Origin of the sequence: Arthrobacter sp. BB-1, from assembly GCF_006151685.1 — a bacterium.
In the GTDB taxonomy this organism is placed as follows: domain Bacteria; phylum Actinomycetota; class Actinomycetes; order Actinomycetales; family Micrococcaceae; genus Arthrobacter.
On the sequence record NZ_VDEV01000002.1, the window covers coordinates 115855 to 136868 of the forward strand.

Sequence of the window (21014 nt, forward strand, 5' to 3'; positions counted from 1 at the left end):
TGGTGGTCCTGGCGTCTCAGAGGGCTGCAGGCGTGCCGGGCTGGGCCGCGGCGCCTGTCAGTTCGGTGGGCAGCTGGAGGGTTGCAGCGTGTGATGGGGCCTGTTCAATGAACCTGCGGTGCACCTTGGGGCCCAGGATGGCGTAGCTGGTGGCGCTCGCAAGACCGCCGGCGAGCCATGACAGGTCCCAGCCGCCCAGGGCGACGGCCATGGGGCCCTGCATCGCCGGAACGAGTCCGTACATAAACAGCCACGTGGCGAAGATGCCCACCAGGAGGGAGGTGACGCCCGCCCAGTTGACGCCGGGGAGCCGCCTGGTGCCGACGCCGTCGAACAGCCTTTCAGGGTTGCCGGGCCAGCGCTTGTCGATCCAGAAGTAGTGCACCAGCATTACGCCGCCCCAGGCGGCCACCCAGGCCACCAGGCCGATGAGCCAGGCGTCGAGGACTGCGGCGAAGTCCTCCTGGAAGATGAAGAAGACGACGGCGGCGAGGGAGAAGACGCCGACGAACAGGTTGAGCTTGCGGCGGCTGATGGTGATGTCCAGCGCCTGCGTGGCCACCGAGAAGGTGTAGATGTTGAGGATGTTGGTGGCGATGGGGCCGTGCAGCACCATCAGGAGCACCGGCAGGGCGAGGACCCCGAAGTTCTGGACAATCAGCTTTCCGGGATCGATTTCGCCGCTGTTGGTGGCCAGGCTTGCACCCAGGACGCCCAGCCAGACGACCGGGATGAACTGGCCCAGGACCGATGCGAGGTAGACCTTCTTCTTGGGCACTTCGGTGCTCACGAACCGGGAGTAGTCCGCGGCGTAGGTGAACCAGGTGATGCCCCAGCCGATGCCGATGGCAGTCATGACGGCACTCATGGCGGCGATGCGCTCGGAGCCTTCCAGGATGTTGCCGGCCGGGCCGGCGTAGCCCCAGTCGATCTTCATGCCGAACCAGGCCACTGCGGACATTACTGCCAGGATGATGATGGTGGGCGGGACGGTCCACTTTTCGAAGGCGGCGATTGCCTTGTAGCCGAACCATGCAATGGCTACCTGGGCGGCCATGATGGCGGTGGCGACGCCGATCTTCCAGGCGTAGTTGTGGGCGGTGGGGTCAACCCAGCCGAGCGTTCCGAAGAGCGCCATGACCAGGTCCAGAATGATCCAGGTGTTCACCGCGCACCAGCCGATGACCAGGAGCGCCTGGATGGCGGCGGGGAGGTAGTTGCCGCGCCGGCCGAATGCGGCACGGGCCAGGACCATGCCGGTGGCGCCGGTCTTTTGGCCCAGCAGGACGAAGCAGCCGAAGAGCAGCATGCCGATCAGGTTGCCCAGCACCAGGACTGTCACGGTGTCCGCGAAACCCAACCCCAGGTGGATTCCGAGGGCACCCAGTACCCAGTTGATCGGTGCCAGGTTGGCGCCGGCCCAGATCCAGAACTGGCCGGAAACTTTGTGCGTGCGCTGGGACTCGGGAATGGGCTGGAGCCAGGCTTCGCAGTCTTCGGCCGGCGCCATTGCCGGCCCGGACTGCTTCGTGGAGAGGTTGTCTTGCATGGGGGAGCCTCCATAAGTGAAAGGGATAGATTCAGGTTATGTGGCTCAGGCCACAATCCACCACATACAATGTGTCGTGAACATTTGTATTTCACGCGACGGAGTGTCATGCCCATAAGCCTGCAGGATGTTTTGAAACACCCCACCCTCACCCCTGCGGACCCCGTCATCCGCGCAGCGGCGGGCGTGGCAGTCCAAACCCAGCTTCGCTGGATCCACTCCAGTGAAGTGTTGGACATCGCCCCGTTACTTGGCGGTGGTGAACTCCTGCTCACCGGCGGCCAGGCGCTGGCCGCGGCGACGGACAAGCGGCGTATCGGCTACATCTGGGAGCTGGCGGAACGGGGCGTGGCTGCACTGGCCATTGAGACGGGCCCAGCCCTGCCGTCCATTCCGTCCTCCATGGTGGGCGCAGCTGAGGCCGCGGGAATTCCCTTGATAGAGCTGCGCAAAGTGGTGCCCTTCGTGGGCGTCATGGAGGCCATCAATTCGCTGCTGGTGAGCGAGTCGGCTGCGCACCTTCAGCAGGCTGACCGGGCAAGCCACGCCATGGCGGTGGAGCTGGCCCACGGCGGCAGCCTCGACCGGATCCTGGCCGTCCTGGCCGACGCTACGGGCGCGGAAGTTGTCCTGACGTCCAACGCGGGGGCTCCGCTGGCAAGCGCGCTGCCTGCTGACTTTGTTGGGAATGCCGGGCTGACGCCCGCGGCGGACGCCGACCAGGACCGTGCGCGCACCACCCATATCGATGTGTCCGTGCGGGGTATCCCTTCAGCGCGCCTGAGCCTCCACACCTTGCCGGGCGGGGATATAAGCCTGGCCAGGATTGCCGGGACACGCGCAGTGGATATTCTGGCACTGGCCCTGCTGCAGCGCATGCCGCCTGGCCTGAAGGAGATGGCAGGAGCCGCCCTGATCCGCGCCGTTGATTCCGGCACCCAAAACTGGCGGCTCCAGCAACTGGCGCCGGCTGCAGGCATCCCCCCGGCTGCGCAGCTGGTGGCAGTTGTGATCCGGTCGCCCGGTTCCCGGCAGCTGCGCACCACCGTGGAGCAGCTGCTGGACCGGGTGGGCCGGCACAGTGCCAGCTACGCGGACAACGAGGAGCTGTTGGCGCTCGCAGTGTTGCGGACCGGCAAAGCGCATGAGGACCGGAGCGGGATCCTGGCCGGACTCCGGACGCTCGACTTGCCGGAGGGCAGCATCAGCTCGGTGGGTCCCGTGGCCTCCGGAATCTCGGCGGCACCGTGGTCGCTTGCGGAGGCGCGGCTGACGCTGGATGTGGGGGCCGGCGGTGAGCCGCGCCCGCCCGGGTCGCGAATGGCCAGCGAGGTGCTCGACGCCGAGGCCTTCGGAGTGGAACGCCTTGCGTTCCATTCCCTGGACGAGGTGCAGCGGACCGATTTTGTCCGGCAGCAGCTCGGTGCCCTTCTTGAGCACGATGAGCAGCGGCATTCGGCGTTGGTGGAAACCTTGAGGGTCTGGCTGGACTCCGGATGCAATACGGCGCAGGCCGCGCGGGAGCTGCACCTGGAACGCCAGTCGATGCACCAGCGGCTGACGCGGATCTTCTCCCTCTGCGGCGGCGACCCCCGCGGCACCGGCCGCCTCGCTGCCCTGCACCTGGCGGCCCGCCTCGCCACCCCGCAGCCCACCTAGCACGCTCTCTCACTTAACGCGGGTTTTGAGCCGACGCTCCCTCACTTAACGTCGGTTTTTGGGCCACCCTCTCTCACCCGTGCGCCGGTTCCACGGGGCCTGTGGATAACTTCTGCAGCCTCCTGGCGTCTCGGGGCACAATGCCAGCATGCGAAAGCAAGTTCTTCCCCTGCCGTTGGCAACAGCTCCCTTCACCTTCGCGTCGGCCAGGGCTTCCGGCGTCACGTTGGACCGGCTCCGGCGCAACGATGTAGTCAACGTGGGCCGCGGCCTCTACCGTCCCGCGGACTGGGACTTCGACCTGGAAGGCGCCGCCAGAGTGTTGTCCGCCGCGTCGCCGGGAGCTTGGATCTCGCACGTGACAGCGGCGCGGCTCCGGTGCCAACTGCTGCCACCGTGGCTGGCGGACTCCACAGAGTTGCACCTCAGCAAGCTTCGTGCGCTGCCGTCGGTGCGCCGCAAGGGCATCTTCGGGCACACCGTCCTTGCCCTTGAAAATGAGGTTGAGGTGGTCGATGGCATCCGGCTGAGCACCCGGTCCCGCACCTGGCTCGACCTGGCACGGATCCTGCCACTCGACGACCTGGTGAGCATGGGTGATGAACTCATCCGCATCCCGCGGGTGGATTTCGAGGGAAGGACGCAGCCCTACGACACCCCGGCGGGGCTGCGCATCCTGGTCGGCCGCCACCCGAATCTCCAGGGCGTCGTCAAGGCGCGTGAAGCATTGGACCTTATGCGCGTGGGGGCCGACTCTGCGCCCGAATCGCTGCTGCGCCTGGCCATCGTCAGCGCAGGCCTGCCCGAGCCCGAACTCCAGGTGCCGTTGCGCGCCGGAGACGCACGGTCGCCGTCGGCCGATCTCGCCTATCGTCACCGCCGCCTTGCCATCCAGTACGACGGCGGACATCACCTTGGTGACGTACAGATCCTCAGCGACAGGAGACGGGACAAGGCCTTCGAATCAGCAGGCTGGACGGTCCTTGTCTTCGACAAGGACGACCTCGCTGACGATTTTCAGCGCGCAGTACAGCGGATAAAACGGGCGCTCCGAAACCGTCCGCTTGACCACCCCCAAGCGTCCGGGTTTGCCAGCGGCGAGTGAACGGCGTCGGTGCTGCAGCCATGACAGCTGCCGCGGATCCGGTCAGACCAGCCAGCGCCACCAGCGGGGCTGCTCAGGTTCCGGTTCCGGCGTCGGTTCCGGCTCCGGCTGCTCGCCCAAGGCCAGCGCGGCCTCCACGATGTCGTCCGCCGTGAGCGTCATGACGGCCTCACGATCGAGCGCGTCGAGGCTTTGTTCTTCGTCGAGCGACAGCCGCAGCGCCTGGCGGTTGATCGCCTGCTCGAACAGCGTGCGGGCGAACCGTGCGTTGCCGGAGTCCTCGCCTGCGTGCAGCCCGGTGAGGATGCGGCGCAGCGTCTGGTCCGCACCAGGCTCCAGCCTGTACTCGTGCTGGGCCAACATCTGGTGGAAGATCGTCTGGAGTGCGTCCACGGAGTAGTCGGAGAAAGTGATCTCGCGGGCGAACCGGGAGCGCAATCCGGGGTTCGAGAGCAGGAAGGACTCCATCAGCCGCGGGTACCCGGCCACGATCACCACCAAGCGGTGCCGGTGGTCCTCCATCCGCTTGAGCAGGACCTCGATCGCCTCGGGGCCGAAGTCCGTCCGGCCGTCTTCCGGGGCCAGCGCGTAGGCTTCGTCGATGAACAGGACGCCGTCCAGCGCACGCCGGATTACCCGGTCCGTCTTGATGGCGGTCGCGCCGACGTACTGCCCCACCAGGCCCGAACGGTCGACTTCGACCAGGTGGCCTTTCTGCAGCAGACCCACCGCGCGGTACATCTCGGCCAGGAGCCGCGCCACGGTGGTCTTGCCCGTGCCCGGGTTTCCGAGGAACACCAGATGCTGTGATGTCGCCACTTCCGGCAAGCCATGCGCCTTACGGCGGGCCTGGACCTGGAGCAGGGCGACGAGGGCCCGCACCTGTTCCTTTACGGTCTCCAGTCCGACCAGTGCGTCGAGCTCGGCCTGCACTTCGGACAGCGGGCGGGCCGGCCCGGGCCTCGCACCGATGAGATCGCCCACCAGGTCGTCAACGCGCTCGGAACCGTGCAGCCTGAGCTGATCGGTCAGGTGGCCGATGGTTTCGCGCAGGTCGTCGAGCGGATTGCGGCTGGCAGCCATGCATCCACTGTAGTACTCGATTCCTAACCGGGATGGGGCTGGCCTCACTGGGTGAGAGAGGGTCCGGCCAGAACCCGCGTTAAGTGAGAGAGGGTCCGGCCAAAACCCGCATCGAGTGAGAGAGCGTATGGTGGGGAGGGGTCAGGTGGGGGAGGTGAGGGTGGGGGAGGGCGAAGGTGGGGAGGGGCAGGGACGGGGTTACCGGAGGACCACCGTCCGGTTGCCCTGCAGGATCACCCGGCCTTCACAGTGCCAGCGGACCGCGTTGGACAGGGCCTTGCACTCGGTGTCGCGGCCGGCAGCCACCAGGTCCTCGGGCCCGTATGTGTGGTTCACCTCCACGGTCTGCTGGGCGATGATCGGTCCCTCGTCCAGTTCAGCGTTGACGTAGTGCGCCGTTGCCCCAACAGTTTTCACGCCCCGCGCGTACGCCTGGTGGTACGGCTTGGCGCCCTTGAAGCTGGGCAGGAACGAGTGGTGGATGTTGATCGCCTTGCCGTCCAGCTTGCGGGTCAGGTTGTCGCTGAGCACCTGCATGTACCGGGCCAGCACCACAAGTTCCACGTCGAACTCGTCCACCAGCTCCAGCAGCCGGGCTTCCGCCGCGGGCTTGGTCTCCGGCGTCACCGGCACGTGGAAGAACGGAATGCCGTGCCATTCCACCAGGGCCTGGTGGTCGGTGTGGTTGGACACCACGGCCACCACGTCCACCGGCAGTTCACCGATGCGCGCCCGGAACAGCAGATCGTTCAGGCAGTGCCCGAACTTGGACACCATGATCAGCACTTTCCGCTTGGAACCCTGCCGCTCCAGCCGCCAGCGCATCCCAAAACGCTCCGCAACCGGACCAAAAGCCGCCCGCAGCGTGTCCACGGTGGAGGCATCGCCGTCGGACGCAAAATGCACCCGCATAAAGAAATGCCCTTCGGAACGCTCGCCGAACTGCTGGTTGTCGATGATGTCGCAGCCGTGCTCCAGCAGGAAGCCGGACACGGCGTGGACAATGCCGGGCGATTCGGAACAGTCCAAAGTCAGGACGTGCTCCACAGTGGTCGGGGAAGTGGCAGGGACAGTTTCAGTCTCAATGGCAGTCATGGGTCAGCACTCGATCACATTCACGGCAAGGCCCCCTCGGGACGTTTCCTTGTACTTGGTTTTCATGTCGGCGCCCGTCTCGCGCATCGTCTTGATGGCTTTGTCGAGGGACACCTTGTGGCTGCCGTCGCCGTGCAGGGCAAGGCGGGCGGCGTTGATCGCCTTGACGCTGGCGATCGCATTGCGCTCGATGCAGGGGATCTGCACCAGCCCGCCCACGGGATCGCACGTCAGGCCCAGGTTGTGTTCAATGCCAACCTCGGCGGCGTTTTCCACCTGTGCGGGCGTCCCGCCCAGCACCTCGCAGAGCCCGGCGGCAGCCATGGAGCAGGCGGACCCCACTTCACCCTGGCAGCCCACCTCGGCGCCGGAGATTGAGGCGTTGATCTTGAACAGGATTCCGACGGCGGCCGCGGCCAGCAGGAAGCGGACCACACCGTCGTCGTCGGCGCCGGGGACGAACTTCACGTAGTAGTGCAGCACCGCCGGGACGATCCCCGCAGCGCCGTTGGTGGGCGCGGTGACAATCCGCCCGCCGGCGGCGTTTTCCTCGTTCACGGCCAGCGCGAACAGGTTCACCCACTCCATGGCCCGCAAGGGGTCGGTGACTCCCGTGTCCGCCGTCAGGGTCTGGAATAACGACGGCGCGCGGCGGCGCACGTTGAGCCCGCCGGGAAGGATTCCTTCCGCGGCGCAGCCGTTGTCAACGCATTCGCGCATCACCGCCCACAGCTTCAGGAGTTCCTCACGCAGTTCCGCCTCGGAGCGCCAGGACAGCTCGTTGGCCAGCATCACGTCGGAAATGGACATGCCCTCGCGCTGGCAGATCTCGAGGAGCTCGTCGGCCGTGTTGAACGGGTGCGGAAGGACAGTGGAGTCAGCCACAACGCGGTCGCCTGCGTCAGCATCGCCGTCAACGACGAAGCCGCCCCCAATCGAATAGAAGCTCCGTTCGCTGAGTACGGCACCAGCGTGGTCCAGCGCCCGGAAAGTCATGCCGTTCGGGTGGGCGGGAAGGGACTTGCGCCGGTGCAGCACCACGTCCTCATCCCAGTTGAAGTCCACCCGGTGGTCGCCGCAGATCCACAGCTCGGCGTCGAGCGCGGCCGCGGCCACCTGGTCATCGGCGGTGGTGGTGTCCACCGTTTCGGGGTCCAGGCCCTTGAAGCCCAGGACCACGGCCTTGTCTGAACCGTGGCCCCGCCCGGTGGCACCCAGGGAGCCGAACAGCTCGGCCTGGACCCGGGTGGTGGAGCTCAGGTGTCCGTCGCCCTTGAGCCCGTCAGCGAACAGCTTCGCTGCGCGCATCGGGCCGACCGTGTGTGACGACGACGGCCCGATGCCAACGGAGAACAGGTCCAGGACGCTGAGCGCCATGTCAGGGGACCTCGGGGGAGGCGTACTCCCGCATTGCGTCCAGGAGCCAGCGGCCCAGGAAATCGGCGAACGAGGCGCGGGGGAAGATCCGGAACGACTCGTCGCTCGTCTTCCACAGCACTGCCGGGATGTTGCCGATCTCCGTGGACAGGGCCGTGCCGGCCTGCAGGACACGGGGGTGCAGGTCCAGCGAGCAGCCCTTTTCCAGGACCGTCCTGGCCCGCGGGCCCGTGAGCTCAAACGTGGTGCGGTTGGCGGAAAGATCCACCACCTGCCCTGCGTCGCTGCCCAGTGCCTCGCGCAGTGCCTGGATCAGGTCGCCGCCCAGGGACTCGTGGGCTTCGGTGGGCGCCACCACCAGGAACTCTTCCGGGCCAAGCCACAGTACGGAGGTGTCCCCGGTGCCGCTGACGTTGCCGCAGGTGGCGGGCAGGCCGCCGGTGACGGCGGCGACGCGCTGGCCGGCTTCGCTGTTCCGGTTGACCCGGAGGCCCACCATGGTCAGGAACGGCACTTCACGAAGTTCCACCACGCCCGGGACGGAACCGGTTTCAAACTCTGCCCGGAGCTGGGCCGCGGGGCTGACCCGGAGGGAGAGGTTCTTCTCGTAGGAGGTTGCGGGTGCTGCTGTTTCAGCCATCTTTGCGGGTCCCTTCGGGGTCAAAAAGTACGGTTTCGGCGACGACGACGTCCACCAGCTGGTCGCCGGCGGCTGCAACCAGGGTTTCGCCGATCCGGTTGCGGCCGTTCTTGATCAGTGCCAGGCCGAACGACCGGCCCAGTGCTGCGCTGTGGTAGCTGGAGGTGACGAAGCCTTCCATCGGAACCGGGCCGTAGGCGGGGTTGGTGGAACGGCCCTTCTCCACGAGCTGGCTGCCTTCCGGGAGGCGGAGCGTTCCGTCTACCGGCAGGACGCTCACCAGGTGCTTGCGGTCCTCGCGCTGGGCGTCCGTGCGGGAGTAGGAGCGCTTGCCGATGAAGTCTTTGGCCTTGGAGACGATCCAGTCCATGCCGGCGTCCTGCGGGGTGACAGTGCCGTCCGTGTCCTGGCCAACGATCGGGTAGCCCTTTTCGGCGCGGAGTACGTGCATGGTTTCCGTGCCGTAGGGGGTGATGTTGAACTCGGCCCCGGCGGCTGCCACGGCTTCCCACGTGTTCAGTCCGTACCAGGACGGCACGTTGATCTCGTAGGCCAGTTCACCGGAGAAGGAGATCCGGCAGACCCGGGCGCGGACGCCGGAGGCCAGGGTGGTTTCGCGGAACGTCATGAAGGGGAACGCTTCGGCTTCCAGCCCGCCGTTGGCGGCCAGTTCCGGTGCCACCTTGGCGAGGACCTCGCGGGACTTGGGGCCAACGACGGCAATGGTGCTCCACTGCTCCGTCACCGAGGTGCAGTGCACGTCCAGTTCCGGCCATTCGGTTTGCAGCCATTCCTCCAGCCAGTCCAGCACCTTGGCGGCGCCGCCGGTGGTGGTGGTCATGAAGTAGGTTTCCTCGTCCAGGCGCAGGGTCACGCCGTCGTCGAAGATCATGCCGTCAGGGGTGCACATCACCCCGTAGCGGGCCGAGCCCGGGGCGAGTTTCTTGAACGCGTTGGTGTAGATCCGGTTGAGGAACTCACCGGCATCCTTGCCGCGGATCTCGATCTTGCCCAGGGTGGTGGCGTCCATGAAGCCGACGGAGTCGCGGACGGCGGCGCACTCGCGCAGCACTGCGGCGTCCATGTCCTCCCCGTCCTGCGGGTAGTACCAGGGCCGCTTCCACTGCCCGACATCCTCGAACAGGGCGCCCTTGGCGACGTGCCACGGGTGGATCGAGGTCTTGCGGGCGGGGTCGAACAGTTCGCCGCGCTGGCGTCCGGCCAGTGCCGCGAAGGCAACCGGGGTGAACGGTGCGCGGTAGGTGGTGGTGCCGATGTCGCCGATGCCGCGGGAAGCTTCGCCGGCGGTCCGGAGTGCGGCGGCGATGACGCCGATCGCGTTGACGCCGGAGGTCTTGCCCTGGTCGTTGGCGGTGCTGATGGACGTGTACCGCTTGATGTGCTCCACTGAGCGCATACCGGCTCCGGTGGAGCGCAGCACGTCAGCCACGGACTGGTCGCGCTGGAAGTCCACGAAGTGGTGGTGCCAGTCATCCGGGGTGCCCTGCTCGCCCGGAACCAGCCACAGCTGGCGCGTGGGGGCGGCGGCCTTCGGCTCGGAAAGAACAATAGGATCGACGTCAGCGTCAGAATTTTCAGGGCTGAAGCCGGCAGCGCGGGCCGCGGTGAGCCCTGCGGAGACACCCTCGGCGAGGCAGTCGGCCAGGGCGAAGCTGCCCCGGCCCGAGCCGATGGTCTGCTGGTTGGGGACCACGGTGCTGGGCACAAACGCAGCCAGCTCGTCGTCCCAGCGCAGCTTGCCCTGGCGCTGGGAGTGCAGGTGCACCAGCGGGCTCCAGCCGCCGGACACGGCCAGCAGGTCGCAGGCGATCTGCTCGATGCCCGAGGTGAGTTCGCCGTCGTCGTTAATGCTGCGGACGGTGACGCCGTCCACACGGCCGTCTGCACCAGAGGCGGAGGTATTGGCCACTGCGCTGCCGATCAGCACCCGGGTGCCGGCTTCGACGGCGGCGGCAGCCGCCTCGGTGAGCTGCGGACGGGCGTCCACCACGGCAGCGATCTTGACGCCGGCGGCGCGGAGGTCCGCGGCCAGGGCGTAGGCGCTGTCGTTGGTGGTGCTGATGACCACGCGCTGCCCGGCGGCAACTCCGTAGCGGTTCAGGTAGCTGCGGACGGCGGAGGCGAGCATGATGCCCGGGCGGTCGTTGTTTTCGAAGACCAGCGGGCGTTCGTGGGCGCCGGGTGCCAGGACCACCTGGTTGGCACGGATGTGCCAAATGCGCTGCCGGGAAACTCCCGGTGCCGCGGGGGAGGACAGGTGGTCCGTGCGGTTCTGGACGGCGATGACGTAGTTGGCGTCGTAGGCGCCGAAGGCGGTGGTGCGGTTCAGGACGGTGGATTCGGCGCCGGAAACCAGTTCGGCTTCAACGTCGGCCACCCACTCCAGGGCCGGCTTGCCTTCAATGGTCTCGGCCAGTTCAGGGGACGTGGACCCGGACAGGAGGGAGCCGCCCAGTTCGGGCTGGTCGTCCAGGAGCATCACGCGGGCGCCGGTGCGGACGGCCTCACGCGCGGCGGCGAGGCCGGCGGGGCCGCCGCCGATCACCAGGACGTCGGTGTGCACGTACTTCTTGTCGTACTCGGCCCGGTCTTCCGCGGGATCGAGCTTGCCCAGTCCGCTGAGCAGCTCAGCCTTGAGGCCGTCCACCAGGGTGACCGTGGTGGCGGGGAGCATGGACTCGGCAACGTCACCCGGGAAGCGCGCGGCGATCTTCACCATCGCGTTGGATTCCTCCACGCCGGCGGACATGATGCCGCGGGGCCGGTCCTCGTAGAGGGAGTTGCCGGCGTTGATGCGGCCGTTGGCGATCAGGGCCGAGGCAAGGGTGTCGCCGGGGTGGCCGGTGAATTCCTCGCCGTCCACGGTGAAACGCCAGGAAATGGTGCGGTCGATGCGTCCTCCGGAAGCGAGGCGGGCATTCTGGGAAGTCACTTGGTTGCTCCTTCCGGGGCGGTGGTGCTGGAGGCGGTGGCGCTGGGGAGGCTGGTGGTGGAGAGGCTGGGTGCCGCGGTCCCGGTGGTGGTGCTGTCCGGGGCCGTGCTGGCGGTGCCGGTCTCGGTGGTCACCTTGCCGGCTGCATCAGGCCGGGGAGTGCCCATCGGGTAGATCGCCTGGATCTCGTAGGTCACGGTGTCGCGGAGCATGTTGAACCACTGGCGGCAGCCAGTGCTGTGCAGCCAGCGCTCGGCGAACGCGCCCTTGGTGTTGTCGCGGTAGAACAGGTACTCGGCCCATTCGCGGTCGGTCAGTTCGTTCGGGTTTTCCGGGTAGGCCACGTGGGCCTGGCCGCCGTAATGGAACTCGGTCTCGTCGCGGGAGCCGCAGTTGGGGCAGGAGATGAGCAGCATGTGCGTCTTCTTTCTTAAGTGCGTCTGACAGCTAGTGGGCGACGGCGGCAGCGCCGTGTTCGTCGATCAGCGCGCCGGTCTCGAAGCGCTCCAGGGCGAACGGCTTGTTCAGCCTGTGGGGTTCACCGGTGGCGATGTTGTGCGCGAACGTCATGCCGGCCGCCGGGGTGGCCTTGAAGCCGCCGGTGCCCCAGCCGCAGTTCACGAACATGTTCTCCACCGGGGTGTTGCCCACGATGGGGGACGCGTCCAGCGTGGTGTCCACGATGCCGCCCCAGGTCCGGAGCACGTGGGCCCGGGCGAAGATGGGGAAGAGTTCGACGGCGGCGGCCATCTGGTGCTCGATCACGTGGAAGGAACCGCGCTGGCCGTAGCCGTTGTAGGAGTCCACGCCGGCGCCCATCACCAGTTCGCCCTTGTGGGCCTGGGAGACGTACACGTGCACGTGGTTGGACATCACCACCGTGGGGTGGACGGGCTCATGAAGTTCGGAAACCAGCGCCTGCAGCGGGTGGGACTGGATGGGGAGCCGGAAGCCTGCCATTTCGGCCAGGACCGAGCTGTGGCCAGCGGCGGCGAGGCCCACCTTTTCGGTGTTGATGGTGCCGCGGTTGGTCTTGACGCCCACCACGCGGTTGCCGTCCTTGACGAAGCCGGTGACTTCGCAGTTCTGGATGATGTCCACGCCCATTTCGTCGCACTTCCGGGCGAAGGCCCAGGCCACGTGGTCGTGCTTGGCAATACCCGCGCGCGGCTGGTAGGTGGCGCCCATGACGGGGTAGCGGATGTTGTCGCTGATGTTCAGGATGGGGCAGAGTTCCTTGACCTGCTTGGGATCCAGCCACTCGGCGTCAACGCCGTTGAGCTTGTTGGCACCCACGCGCCGCATGCTTTCGCGGACGTCGCCCAGGGTGTGGGCCAGGTTCATGACGCCGCGCTGGCTGAAGAGGAAGTCGTACTCAAGCTCCTCGGGCAGGATTTCCCAGAGCTTGAGGGCGTGCTCGTAGATGGCCGCGCTCTCGTCCCAGAGGTAGTTGGAGCGGATGATGGTGGTGTTCCGGGCCATGTTGCCGCCGGCCAGCCAGCCCTTTTCCAGGACGGCGATGTTGGTCATCCCGTGGTTCTTGGCAAGGAAGTACGCGGTGGCCAGGCCGTGCCCGCCGCCGCCGACGATCACAGCATCGTAGGAGGACTTGGGCTCCGGGTTGCGCCAGAGGAAGTCGGGGTGCTCGGGAAGGAGGTCTGCGCTCACTGGGCTGCTCCAATCAGGTCTGCTTCGAAGGCGGCAACGTCGGTGCCGTCCTTGAGGTGGGGGTACAGGGGGAACTTCTCCGCCAGAGCGGTGACGCGGGCGCGGAGTTCGACGGCGGTGCTGTCGCCCAGGGAAGTGCTCCCGGAGGCGACGCTGCCTGCCGAGGCGATCAGCGCCGTCGCAATGATGTCCGCGACCTCTGCGAATTCCTCCGCGCCGAAGCCGCGGGTGGCCAGGGCCGGGGTGCCGATCCGGAGGCCGGAGGACACCATCGGCGGGCGGGGGTCGAACGGGACAGCGTTGCGGTTCACCGTGATGCCGATCTTGTGCAGGGCGTCTTCGGCCTGCTGGCCGTCCAGTTCGGAGTTGCGCAGGTCCACCAGGACCAGGTGGACGTCGGTGCCGCCGTTGACCACGGAAATTCCTGCTGCAGCGACGTCGTCCTTGAGGAGACGCTCGGCGAGGAGCTTGGATCCCTGCAGGACGCGTTCCTGGCGCTCCTTGAACTCGGGGGAGGCGGCGAGCTTGAAGGCCACGGCCTTGGCGGCGATCACGTGCTCAAGCGGGCCGCCCTGCTGGCCGGGGAACACGGCGCTGTTGATCTTCTTGCCGTACTGCTCCTTGGCGAGGATGACGCCACCGCGGGGGCCGCCCAGGGTCTTGTGCGTGGTGGTGGTGACCACGTCGGCGTAGGGCACCGGGTTCGGGTGCAGGCCGGCTGCAACCAGTCCGGCGAAGTGGGCCATGTCCACCATGAGGTAGGCGCCAACGAGGTCGGCGATGCGGCGGAACTCGGCGAAGTCCAACTGGCGGGAGTAGGCGGACCAGCCGGCAACGATCAGCCTGGGCCGGTGTTCCAAGGCAAGGGCCTCGACCTCGGCCATATCGATACGGAGGTCGGATTCGCTGACGTGGTACGGGACCACGTTGTAGAGCTTGCCGGAGAAGTTGATCTTCATGCCGTGCGTCAGGTGGCCGCCATGGGCCAGGCTCAGTCCCATGATGGTGTCGCCCGGGTTCAGCAGGGCGAACATTGCGGCGGCGTTGGCCTGGGCGCCGGAGTGCGGCTGGACGTTGGCGAACTCTGCGCCGAAGAGCGCCTTGACCCGGTCGATGGCCAGCTGCTCCACAACATCAACGTGCTCGCAGCCGCCGTAGTAGCGCTTGCCCGGGTAGCCCTCGGCGTACTTGTTGGTGAGGACCGAGCCCTGTGCCTCCATGACGGCGGACGGGGCGAAATTCTCGGAGGCGATCATTTCCAGCGTCGACTGCTGGCGGCCCAGCTCACTGGCGATGGCCTGCTGGACCTCAGGATCGACTACCGAAAGTCGCTCGTTCAACTGCTCAACCACGGATGCTCCTTTGAAATACCACTTATTCAATGACTGATATATCAGTGTGAGATCAATGGTATGATTGGGATCACAGCAGAGTCAAGAGCTGGACCGAAAGCGGCTTTTAGCTACCGTTTCGGTGCAGCGGGTTACCAAAGATAGGAGCGGCGCCTTGAATGCACTTCTTGCCCTGACCCCTGCGGAGGAGGAAGCCCCGGCCCCGTCCCAGGCCGAGGCCGCGTACCGGCAGCTGCGGGACAAGCTGATCATGCTGGAGATCCGTCCGGGGGAGCCGATCAACGACGGGCAGCTGGCGGCGGAGTTGGGCTTCAGCCGTACTCCCGTGCGCGAAGCAATCAAGCGGCTTGAGGTGGACCACCTGGTCATTTCCTATCCCCGCCGCGGAACCTTCGCCACCAATGTGGACTTCACCGAGCTGGCCGACGTGTCCGAGATCCGGGAGCTGCTGGAGCCCCTCGCGGCCCGCCGCGCGGCGGACCGTGCCAGCGAAAGCATGCGGCGGGAACTGCTGCAGGTTGCGGACGCCATCGCAAGCATTGATCCCGGGACGGGGGAGTCACGCGACCTGATGCGCTACGACCTTATGGTGCACCGGCTGATCTACAAGGCGGCCGCCAACCCCCACCTGGAAGACACCCTGATCCGCTACGACAACCTGGCCACCCGCATCTGGTGCGTGGTGCTGGACAAGGTTCCCTCCGTGACCGGCCACATCACCGAACACGTGGACCTGCTTAAAGCGGTGGCAGCCGGCGACGCGGACAAGGCAGGGGAGCTGGCCCTGCACCACGTCACCAGCTTCGAGGAAACCATCCGCAAGATCCTCTAGCCCCCGGGACGCTCTCTCACTTAGTGCCGGTTCTACCCGGACCCTCTCGCACTTACCGTCGCTTCTACCCGGACCCTCTCGCACTTTCTAAAGGATGGAACCCGCAACGATGCCCGCTGCCACCCGGAACGCGCAGGACCGTACTGTCAGGTTCGGCTTCGCCTTCATCGGCGCTCTGCTCATTGCAGTCAACCTCCGGGTGTCCTTTGTCAGCGTGGGGCCGGTCCTCGCGAACATCAGCTCCGACCTTGGTTTGTCCAGCGCTGCAGCGGGATTCCTGACCGGCCTTCCGCTCATTGCTTTCGCAGTCTTTTCACCCCTGGCGCCCGGCTTCGCCAGTCGTCTGGGCCTCGACCGTGCGCTGTGGATGTCGTTGCTGTTCCTGGCCTCCGGCATTGCGCTCCGCTCCTTGCCCGTTCCCGGATTCATCTGGTTGGGCACAGCACTGATCGGCCTCGCGATAGCGTTCCTAAATGTCCTGGTCCCGTCGCTGGTGAAGCGGGACTTTCCCACTCGGGTCAGCCAGCTCACCGGCAGCTACACCGCCACCCAGGCCGCCTTCGCCGCTATGGGGGCCGCCGTCGTCGTGCCCGTTGCGCAGACTTCCGCCGCGGGATGGCGGCTGGCCCTCGGCATCTGGGTGGGACTGGCCCTCATCGCCATGGCGGTGCTCCTGCCCTGGCTGCGCCGGCACAGCTCCGGCACCATGAAGGCCCCCACTCCGGAAGTGCCCCACCAATCGCCCTGGACCTCGGCTGTGGGCTGGCAGGTGACCATCTTCATGGGGCTCCAGTCGATCGCCTTCTACGTCCTGATGGCCTGGCTGCCCACAATCGAACAAAGCCGCGGGGTCCCGGCCGCTACCGCCGGCATCCACCTGTCCGTTTTCCTGCTGGTTAGCGTCTTCGCAAGCCTTGTAGCAGGGGGCATCCTTCACCGCGGGTCGGACCAGCGGCTCGTCTCCTTCACCAGCGGCGCGGTGATGGTTGTGACGTTCCTGGGCCTGGCGGTCGCACCGGACCTCATCCTGCTGTGGGTCTTCCTGGGGGCGGTCGGGTGCGGAAGCCTCATTGTCATTGCCCTGTCGCTGTTCAGCCTCCGGACCGTGAACTACCCGCAGGCGGCATCCTTATCCGGCATGGCGCAGTCCGTGGGCTACGGCCTGGCTGCCGTGGGGCCGGTGATGTTCGGTGCTCTTCGCGATCTAAGCGGAGACTGGACGCTTCCACTGTTGGTTACAGCGGGCATTATGGCGGTCCTTGCCGTGACGGGTGTGCTCGCGGGGCGGAACCGGGTGATCAGCGCCTCAGCATGACCACCCGCCGTCGTGCCTTTATCCAGGTCAGGTCCGCGCCTGGGCCTTCACCGAGGTCCGTTCCACTGCGGGGCAGTGGATTTTAGCAACCCCGCCCGTGCCGGATGCCGGCGCCCCGTCCAGTTCGAGCAGCATCCGGACACCCGCGGCGCCCAGCTCGTAATGGGGCAGGGACACCGTGGACAGCGGGGGGCGGAGGTGTGCGGCGATGACTTCCTGGTTGTCGAATCCCACGACCGCCATGTCATCGGGGATGGACAGGCCGTGTTCCCGGAGGCCGTCGTAAAGGCCCATGGCCATCCGGTCGTTGTAGCAGTACACCGCCGTGACCCCGAGCTTGAGGAGCGCAGCGGTTGCTCCATAGCCGCCTTCCTGGTCCGGATACGCTTCCAGTACCAGGCCGGGGTGGAACGGAACGCCGGCTTCTTCAAGCGCCTGCCGGTACCCCAGGAGGCGGCCGTCCTTCGCTGGCGCGGGGATGGTGGCATTGATGAACGCGATCCGGCGGTGGCCCTGCCGCAGCAGGATTTCCGTGGCGGAGCGGCCGCCCTGCACCTCGTCCGGAACAACGGCCCGCGTACCCGGCTCGTCTGAAAAGCAGTTAACCAGGACGAAGTCCGCTTCACGCAGCGGCGCAGGGATGTCCGTCTGCCGGTGGAACCAGGTGGAATAGAGGATGCCGCGGACTTTGTACTCGAGCATCATCTGGATGGCGTCCTGCTCGAGTTCGTTGTTGCCCTCGGTGTTGGCGATCAGCAGCGCGTAGCCGTGCTTCCACGCCTCGTCCTGGGCGCCATGGATGATCTGGCCCGCGAAGGGCGTGGTGGCAACACCGTCGGCCACCAGCCCGATGAACCGGGAAGTTCCGCTGACCAGGGTCTTAGCCATGGCATTGGGGCGGTAGCCCAGGGCACGGATGGCATCGTTGACGCGCTGGCGCGTTTCCTCTGCAATCCGGGCGCTCTTTTTCTTGTTGACCACCAGTGAGACGGTGGCCGTCGAAACCCCGGCTGCTTCTGCGACTTCGCGGAGGGTAACCGGGTGGGCGCGCTCCGGGGTCCGCGGCGAACGGGCCGCCGCTGCCGGCTTCCCTGCACCATTCTCCATTGAACTCACCTGTCCTCCGTCAGGAGTATATCCGCCTGCCGTGGCCGTCATCCCTTGCTCGCCCCGCTCTCCAGCCCCTGGATCATGGCCTTGTTCAGCACCAGGAAAACGAGCAGCAGCGGGGTAATGGTGACGCAGACGGCTGCGAAGGTTGCGGTCCAGTCCACCTTGCCCATGGCGCCGATGTAGTTCTGCAAGCCCAGCGGAATGGTCTTCAGGTCCTCGGACAGGACAAACGTGTTGGCGAAGATGAAGTCGTTCCAGATGAAGATGCTGTTGACCAGGACCACGGTCACCACAGTGTTCAGGGACAACGGCAGCGTGATCAGCCCGAAGATCCTGTAAGGGCCGGCGCCGTCAAGCGAGGCTGCCTCATACGTTTCCTTGGGGATGTACTCGTAGAACGAGCAGAACAGGTACACGGACATGGGCAGGGAGAATCCCGCCAGCGGGATGATCATCGACTGGTAGGTGTCCAGCAGGTTCACGGCCGAGTAGTCGATGAACAGCGGGACCAGGGCGATCTGCACCGGGACGATGATGCCGATCAGGAACAGCCCGCGGACCAGCTTGCTGAGGCGGAATCCGAGGACCTGGATGGCGTAGGCGGCCATCATGCCGAACAGGACGATCAGGATGTTGGCCCCCATGGTCACGATGAAGCTGTTGAGGATGTTCCGGCCCAGATCCCCGGTTTCGAAGGCCCGGGCGTAGTTCTCCCACGTGAGGGAGCTGGGCAGTGCGAATGGATCGCCGGTGGCAAAGTCCTGCTCCGTCCGCAGGCTGGTCAGGAACAGCCACGCGAGCGGGTACACCTGGACAATCACGATGAGCATGATCAGCACGCGTGACAGCGTGCGGAACAGGTCGGGCCTGCGACGGCGGCGCTGCACGGAGTACCGGGGAGGTACGACGGCGGGTGGCTGGGTGGGCGGGGCTGCCTGGGTGACCATGAGTCTGCCTTCCGCTTGAGCAGGAACAGGATGAGGCCGACGGCGATGAGGCACTCGACAACGATGAAGACGGAGATGGTGCTGGCGTAGCCGAAGTCCGTGCTGGTGAAGGCGGTCTTGTACATGTAGGTGGTCAGCAGTTCGGAGGATTGTCCCGGGCCGCCGTTGGTCATCAGGTAGGGGATGTCGAAGCCGCGCAGGCCGTAGGTGGTGGCCATGATGGTGGTGGTGATCCACACCGGCCGGATGTAGGGGAACCGGATCTTGGTGAACAGGGTCCAGCGGGAAGCGCCGTCCAGGACCGCGGCCTCCTCAAGTTCCTTGGGCACGGCGATCAGGGCCGCGTAGATGATGAGCATGTAGAGCCCGGTGAAGCGCCAGCCTTCCGGAGCCGAGACTGCTGTGAGCACCGTGGAGACGTCTGAGAGCCAGGGCCGTTCGAGGCTGCCAAGGCCCACCCAGTGGAACAGCTGGTTGAGCAGGCCCATGGGTTCCAGGGAGTAGATCCGGACGAACAGGAAGGCGATGGCCACGGTGGAGATCACTGCCGGCAGCAGGTACAGGGTCTTGATGAGTTCCCGTCCCCGGGTCAGGGACGTGAGGAGGCTGGCCACCACCAGGGCGCCTCCGAGCTGCAGGACCAGGCAGATAGCCAGGTAGATGAGGGCGTTAAGGAACGCGCGCCAGAAGATGTCGTCAGCAACGAACATCCGGACGTAGTTGTCCAGCCCCACGAACTCCATGTCGCTGATGCCGTTCCACGAGAAGAAGCTCAGGAACAGGGACTGGAGGATCGGAAAGAGCACAGCTGCGCCGTAGAGCAGCAGGGGCGGAAGCAGGAAGACCAGGACCGAGGTCCGTGACCTGTTGGGAAGCATCCTGTTGGGTTGCATGGCGGGGCCTTTCAGGCGGGGGACCGCGACGGTCCCCCGCCACATGGTTACTGGGAGAAGCAGTGCCTACTTGAAGAACTTGGGGGCGTTCTGCGCGATGGTGTTGTCCATGGTGGCCGTGAACTGTTCGGGCGTGATGTTGCCCTGCACCAGCAGGACGAGCTCCTGCTGCAGCCGGCCGTTGGTAGTGGGGTCGAGCTGGGTATCCCAGGGCATGGCCTGCTTTGAGCCGAGGTCCTTGGCCTGGTCCAGCGCCTTCCGGTACAGCGGCGTGGCATTGGCCGGGATGGTGGTTTCGACGTCGGTGGTGGGGGAGAGCGCGCCCGTGGCCGCGTATTCGGCCGGGTACTTCTGCAGGGCGAACTTCAGGAAGTCGCTGACCAGCGGGTCATAGGTCTTGGAGTTCACCGCCATCCCAATGCCCGACGGCGAGACGAACTCGTTTGCCGCGGTCGCGGATCCAGCCGTGGTGGGCAGCGTGAAGAAGTCGATGCTTTCCCGCACGGAAGGGTCCAGTTTGTCGGTGGCCAGGCTGGGCAGTTCCCAGGTTCCGATGTTGTACATCGCGGCCTGCCCGGACGTGAACTGGTTCTGCGCGTCGGAGTAGCCCTGGGCTGAGAAGCCTTCCTGGAAGCACTTTGCCTTGCCCAGCTCCGCCATCCAGTTCACGGTCTTCTGGCCCGCGGGGTCCGCGAACTTCGCTTCGCCCTTCTTGAGTTTCTGCACGAATTCCGGTCCGGCTTCCCGGAATGGCTGGTACGCAATGTAGCGCTCCAGCGGCCACTGGTCCTGGCCGTCAATGGCTATGGGGGTGATCCCTGCATTGCGGAGGGTGGTGCACATGGCCGGAATTTCATCCAGGGACGTGGGGACAGCAACGCCGGCCTTTTCCAGGAGGGCCTTGTTGTACCAGATGAACTCCAGCTCGAACTGGAACGGAATCATGTACAGGGAGCCGTCATCGAAACGCTGGTAGTCCAGCGCGGCGGGGCGGTAGTCATCGTAGATGTCCAGCGTCTTCAGCAGCTTTTCGGCGTCCACCATCTTGCCCTGTTTGGCCAGCTGCTGGGCGAAGGGTGTGGCGTCGGTATCGAACAGTTCGGGCAGCTTGTTGGCGGCGGCCAGGGTCTCCAGCTTCTGGATGTAGGACGGCCGGTCCGGGGTGGTGATGAGGTTCAGCTCAAAGCCCGGGTGGTCCTTGGCATAGTCGTCGGCGATCTTCTTCATGATGTTGATGACGGCGCCGTCAGCCGGGCGGGAGAGCAGCCACGAGATTTCACGCGGCTTGACCTCACCGGCCGGGCTGACGTTCGAGGGATCGTTGGAACTTCCGCCGCCACAGGCCGTCAGGGCCAGGGCGGCAACAGCTGCGGTTGCGGCAGTGCGGAGCAGGTTTTTCATTGTCGGCAATCTCCCTTGATTGGAACGGGGGG

Annotated in this window: 17 protein-coding genes; 4 read left to right on the plus strand and 13 right to left on the minus strand. The window is 66.1% G+C overall.

Features of this window, described 5'->3' with window-relative positions:
• Positions 1 to 16: 16 nt before the first annotated feature.
• Positions 17 to 1549: a cytosine permease gene (locus FHJ30_RS00920; RefSeq protein ID WP_139027394.1), complete on the minus strand. Its 1533-nt coding sequence runs from the start codon at positions 1547 to 1549 to the stop codon at positions 17 to 19.
• Positions 1550 to 1657: 108 nt separating this feature from the next.
• Between FHJ30_RS00920 and FHJ30_RS00925 the strand changes: the two genes are divergently transcribed.
• On the plus strand, positions 1658 to 3208 hold the full coding sequence (locus tag FHJ30_RS00925; protein WP_171058872.1) for a PucR family transcriptional regulator: 1551 nt from the start codon (positions 1658 to 1660) through the stop codon (positions 3206 to 3208).
• Between the two features lie 148 nt (positions 3209 to 3356).
• Positions 3357 to 4313 carry a DUF559 domain-containing protein gene (locus tag FHJ30_RS00930; RefSeq protein ID WP_139027395.1) on the plus strand — a complete coding sequence of 319 codons (957 nt, stop codon included), beginning with the start codon at positions 3357 to 3359 and terminating at the stop codon, positions 4311 to 4313.
• Positions 4314 to 4355: 42 nt separating this feature from the next.
• Here FHJ30_RS00930 and FHJ30_RS00935 read toward each other — a convergent pair whose 3' ends face one another.
• The 8 genes from FHJ30_RS00935 to glyA form a co-directional block, all read right to left on the minus strand.
• Positions 4356 to 5396: an AAA family ATPase gene (locus FHJ30_RS00935; protein ID WP_139027396.1), complete on the minus strand. Its 1041-nt coding sequence runs from the start codon at positions 5394 to 5396 to the stop codon at positions 4356 to 4358.
• A 198-nt stretch (positions 5397 to 5594) separates the two neighbouring features.
• A complete protein-coding gene (gene purU / locus FHJ30_RS00940; protein WP_139027397.1) occupies positions 5595 to 6491 on the minus strand; it encodes a formyltetrahydrofolate deformylase in 897 nt (298 codons plus the stop codon).
• Positions 6492 to 6494: 3 nt separating this feature from the next.
• Positions 6495 to 7868, minus strand: a complete 1374-nt coding sequence (locus tag FHJ30_RS00945) for an L-serine ammonia-lyase (RefSeq protein WP_139027398.1) — start codon at positions 7866 to 7868, stop codon at positions 6495 to 6497.
• 1 nt (position 7869) lies between these two features.
• Positions 7870 to 8508 (minus strand): sarcosine oxidase subunit gamma, encoded by a 639-nt coding sequence (locus FHJ30_RS00950; protein WP_139027399.1) that lies wholly within the window; start codon positions 8506 to 8508, stop codon positions 7870 to 7872.
• A complete protein-coding gene (locus FHJ30_RS00955; protein ID WP_139027400.1) occupies positions 8501 to 11461 on the minus strand; it encodes a sarcosine oxidase subunit alpha family protein in 2961 nt (986 codons plus the stop codon). The genes FHJ30_RS00950 and FHJ30_RS00955 overlap by 8 nt, the downstream gene beginning before the upstream one ends.
• Positions 11458 to 11877 (minus strand): sarcosine oxidase subunit delta, encoded by a 420-nt coding sequence (locus FHJ30_RS00960; RefSeq protein ID WP_139027401.1) that lies wholly within the window; start codon positions 11875 to 11877, stop codon positions 11458 to 11460. The genes FHJ30_RS00955 and FHJ30_RS00960 overlap by 4 nt, the downstream gene beginning before the upstream one ends.
• A gap of 31 nt (positions 11878 to 11908) precedes the next feature.
• On the minus strand, positions 11909 to 13129 hold the full coding sequence (locus FHJ30_RS00965) for a sarcosine oxidase subunit beta family protein (protein WP_139027402.1): 1221 nt from the start codon (positions 13127 to 13129) through the stop codon (positions 11909 to 11911).
• Positions 13126 to 14481 carry a serine hydroxymethyltransferase gene (gene glyA, locus FHJ30_RS00970; protein ID WP_139027403.1) on the minus strand — a complete coding sequence of 452 codons (1356 nt, stop codon included), beginning with the start codon at positions 14479 to 14481 and terminating at the stop codon, positions 13126 to 13128. Before glyA ends, FHJ30_RS00965 begins: the two co-directional genes overlap by 4 nt.
• A 154-nt stretch (positions 14482 to 14635) precedes the next feature.
• Here glyA and FHJ30_RS00975 point away from each other — a divergent pair, with 154 nt between their 5' ends.
• Together FHJ30_RS00975 and FHJ30_RS00980 are read left to right on the plus strand one after the other, a co-directional pair.
• Entirely contained in the window at positions 14636 to 15313 is a 678-nt protein-coding gene (locus FHJ30_RS00975; protein ID WP_139027404.1) for a GntR family transcriptional regulator, read from the plus strand.
• A 109-nt stretch (positions 15314 to 15422) separates the two neighbouring features.
• Positions 15423 to 16628 (plus strand): MFS transporter, encoded by a 1206-nt coding sequence (locus tag FHJ30_RS00980; protein WP_139027588.1) that lies wholly within the window; start codon positions 15423 to 15425, stop codon positions 16626 to 16628.
• Between the two features lie 27 nt (positions 16629 to 16655).
• Here the strand turns inward: FHJ30_RS00980 and FHJ30_RS00985 are convergent, their stop codons facing one another.
• The 4 genes from FHJ30_RS00985 to FHJ30_RS01000 all read right to left on the minus strand — a co-directional run bounded on the left by FHJ30_RS00985 (position 16656) and on the right by FHJ30_RS01000 (position 20982).
• Positions 16656 to 17735, minus strand: coding sequence for a LacI family DNA-binding transcriptional regulator (locus tag FHJ30_RS00985; RefSeq protein WP_139027405.1), 1080 nt, complete (start codon positions 17733 to 17735; stop codon positions 16656 to 16658).
• 47 nt (positions 17736 to 17782) lie between these two features.
• On the minus strand, positions 17783 to 18688 hold the full coding sequence (locus tag FHJ30_RS00990; protein ID WP_139027406.1) for a carbohydrate ABC transporter permease: 906 nt from the start codon (positions 18686 to 18688) through the stop codon (positions 17783 to 17785).
• The gene (locus FHJ30_RS00995) at positions 18574 to 19566 is read right to left on the minus strand and encodes a carbohydrate ABC transporter permease (RefSeq protein WP_240793542.1); all 993 of its coding nucleotides are present in this window, start codon (positions 19564 to 19566) and stop codon (positions 18574 to 18576) included. Before FHJ30_RS00995 ends, FHJ30_RS00990 begins: the two co-directional genes overlap by 115 nt.
• An 81-nt stretch (positions 19567 to 19647) precedes the next feature.
• A complete protein-coding gene (locus tag FHJ30_RS01000; RefSeq protein WP_139027407.1) occupies positions 19648 to 20982 on the minus strand; it encodes an ABC transporter substrate-binding protein in 1335 nt (444 codons plus the stop codon).
• Between the last annotated feature and the right edge of the window lie 32 nt (positions 20983 to 21014).

What these genes read in the sequence shown, in the direction of transcription:
- FHJ30_RS00920 (WP_139027394.1), bottom strand. Translation starts at nt 1,549, where the DNA reads ATGCAAGACAACCTCTCCACGAAGCAGTCCGGGCCGGCAATGGCGCCG.
- FHJ30_RS00925 (WP_171058872.1), top strand. Translation starts at nt 1,658, where the DNA reads ATGCCCATAAGCCTGCAGGATGTTTTGAAACACCCCACCCTCACCCCT.
- FHJ30_RS00930 (WP_139027395.1), top strand. Translation starts at nt 3,357, where the DNA reads ATGCGAAAGCAAGTTCTTCCCCTGCCGTTGGCAACAGCTCCCTTCACC.
- FHJ30_RS00935 (WP_139027396.1), bottom strand. Translation starts at nt 5,396, where the DNA reads ATGGCTGCCAGCCGCAATCCGCTCGACGACCTGCGCGAAACCATCGGC.
- purU (WP_139027397.1), bottom strand. Translation starts at nt 6,491, where the DNA reads ATGACTGCCATTGAGACTGAAACTGTCCCTGCCACTTCCCCGACCACT.
- FHJ30_RS00945 (WP_139027398.1), bottom strand. Translation starts at nt 7,868, where the DNA reads ATGGCGCTCAGCGTCCTGGACCTGTTCTCCGTTGGCATCGGGCCGTCG.
- FHJ30_RS00950 (WP_139027399.1), bottom strand. Translation starts at nt 8,508, where the DNA reads ATGGCTGAAACAGCAGCACCCGCAACCTCCTACGAGAAGAACCTCTCC.
- FHJ30_RS00960 (WP_139027401.1), bottom strand. Translation starts at nt 11,877, where the DNA reads ATGCTGCTCATCTCCTGCCCCAACTGCGGCTCCCGCGACGAGACCGAG.
- FHJ30_RS00980 (WP_139027588.1), top strand. Translation starts at nt 15,423, where the DNA reads ATGCCCGCTGCCACCCGGAACGCGCAGGACCGTACTGTCAGGTTCGGC.
- FHJ30_RS00985 (WP_139027405.1), bottom strand. Translation starts at nt 17,735, where the DNA reads ATGGAGAATGGTGCAGGGAAGCCGGCAGCGGCGGCCCGTTCGCCGCGG.
- FHJ30_RS00990 (WP_139027406.1), bottom strand. Translation starts at nt 18,688, where the DNA reads ATGGTCACCCAGGCAGCCCCGCCCACCCAGCCACCCGCCGTCGTACCT.
- FHJ30_RS00995 (WP_240793542.1), bottom strand. Translation starts at nt 19,566, where the DNA reads ATGCTTCCCAACAGGTCACGGACCTCGGTCCTGGTCTTCCTGCTTCCG.
- FHJ30_RS01000 (WP_139027407.1), bottom strand. Translation starts at nt 20,982, where the DNA reads ATGAAAAACCTGCTCCGCACTGCCGCAACCGCAGCTGTTGCCGCCCTG.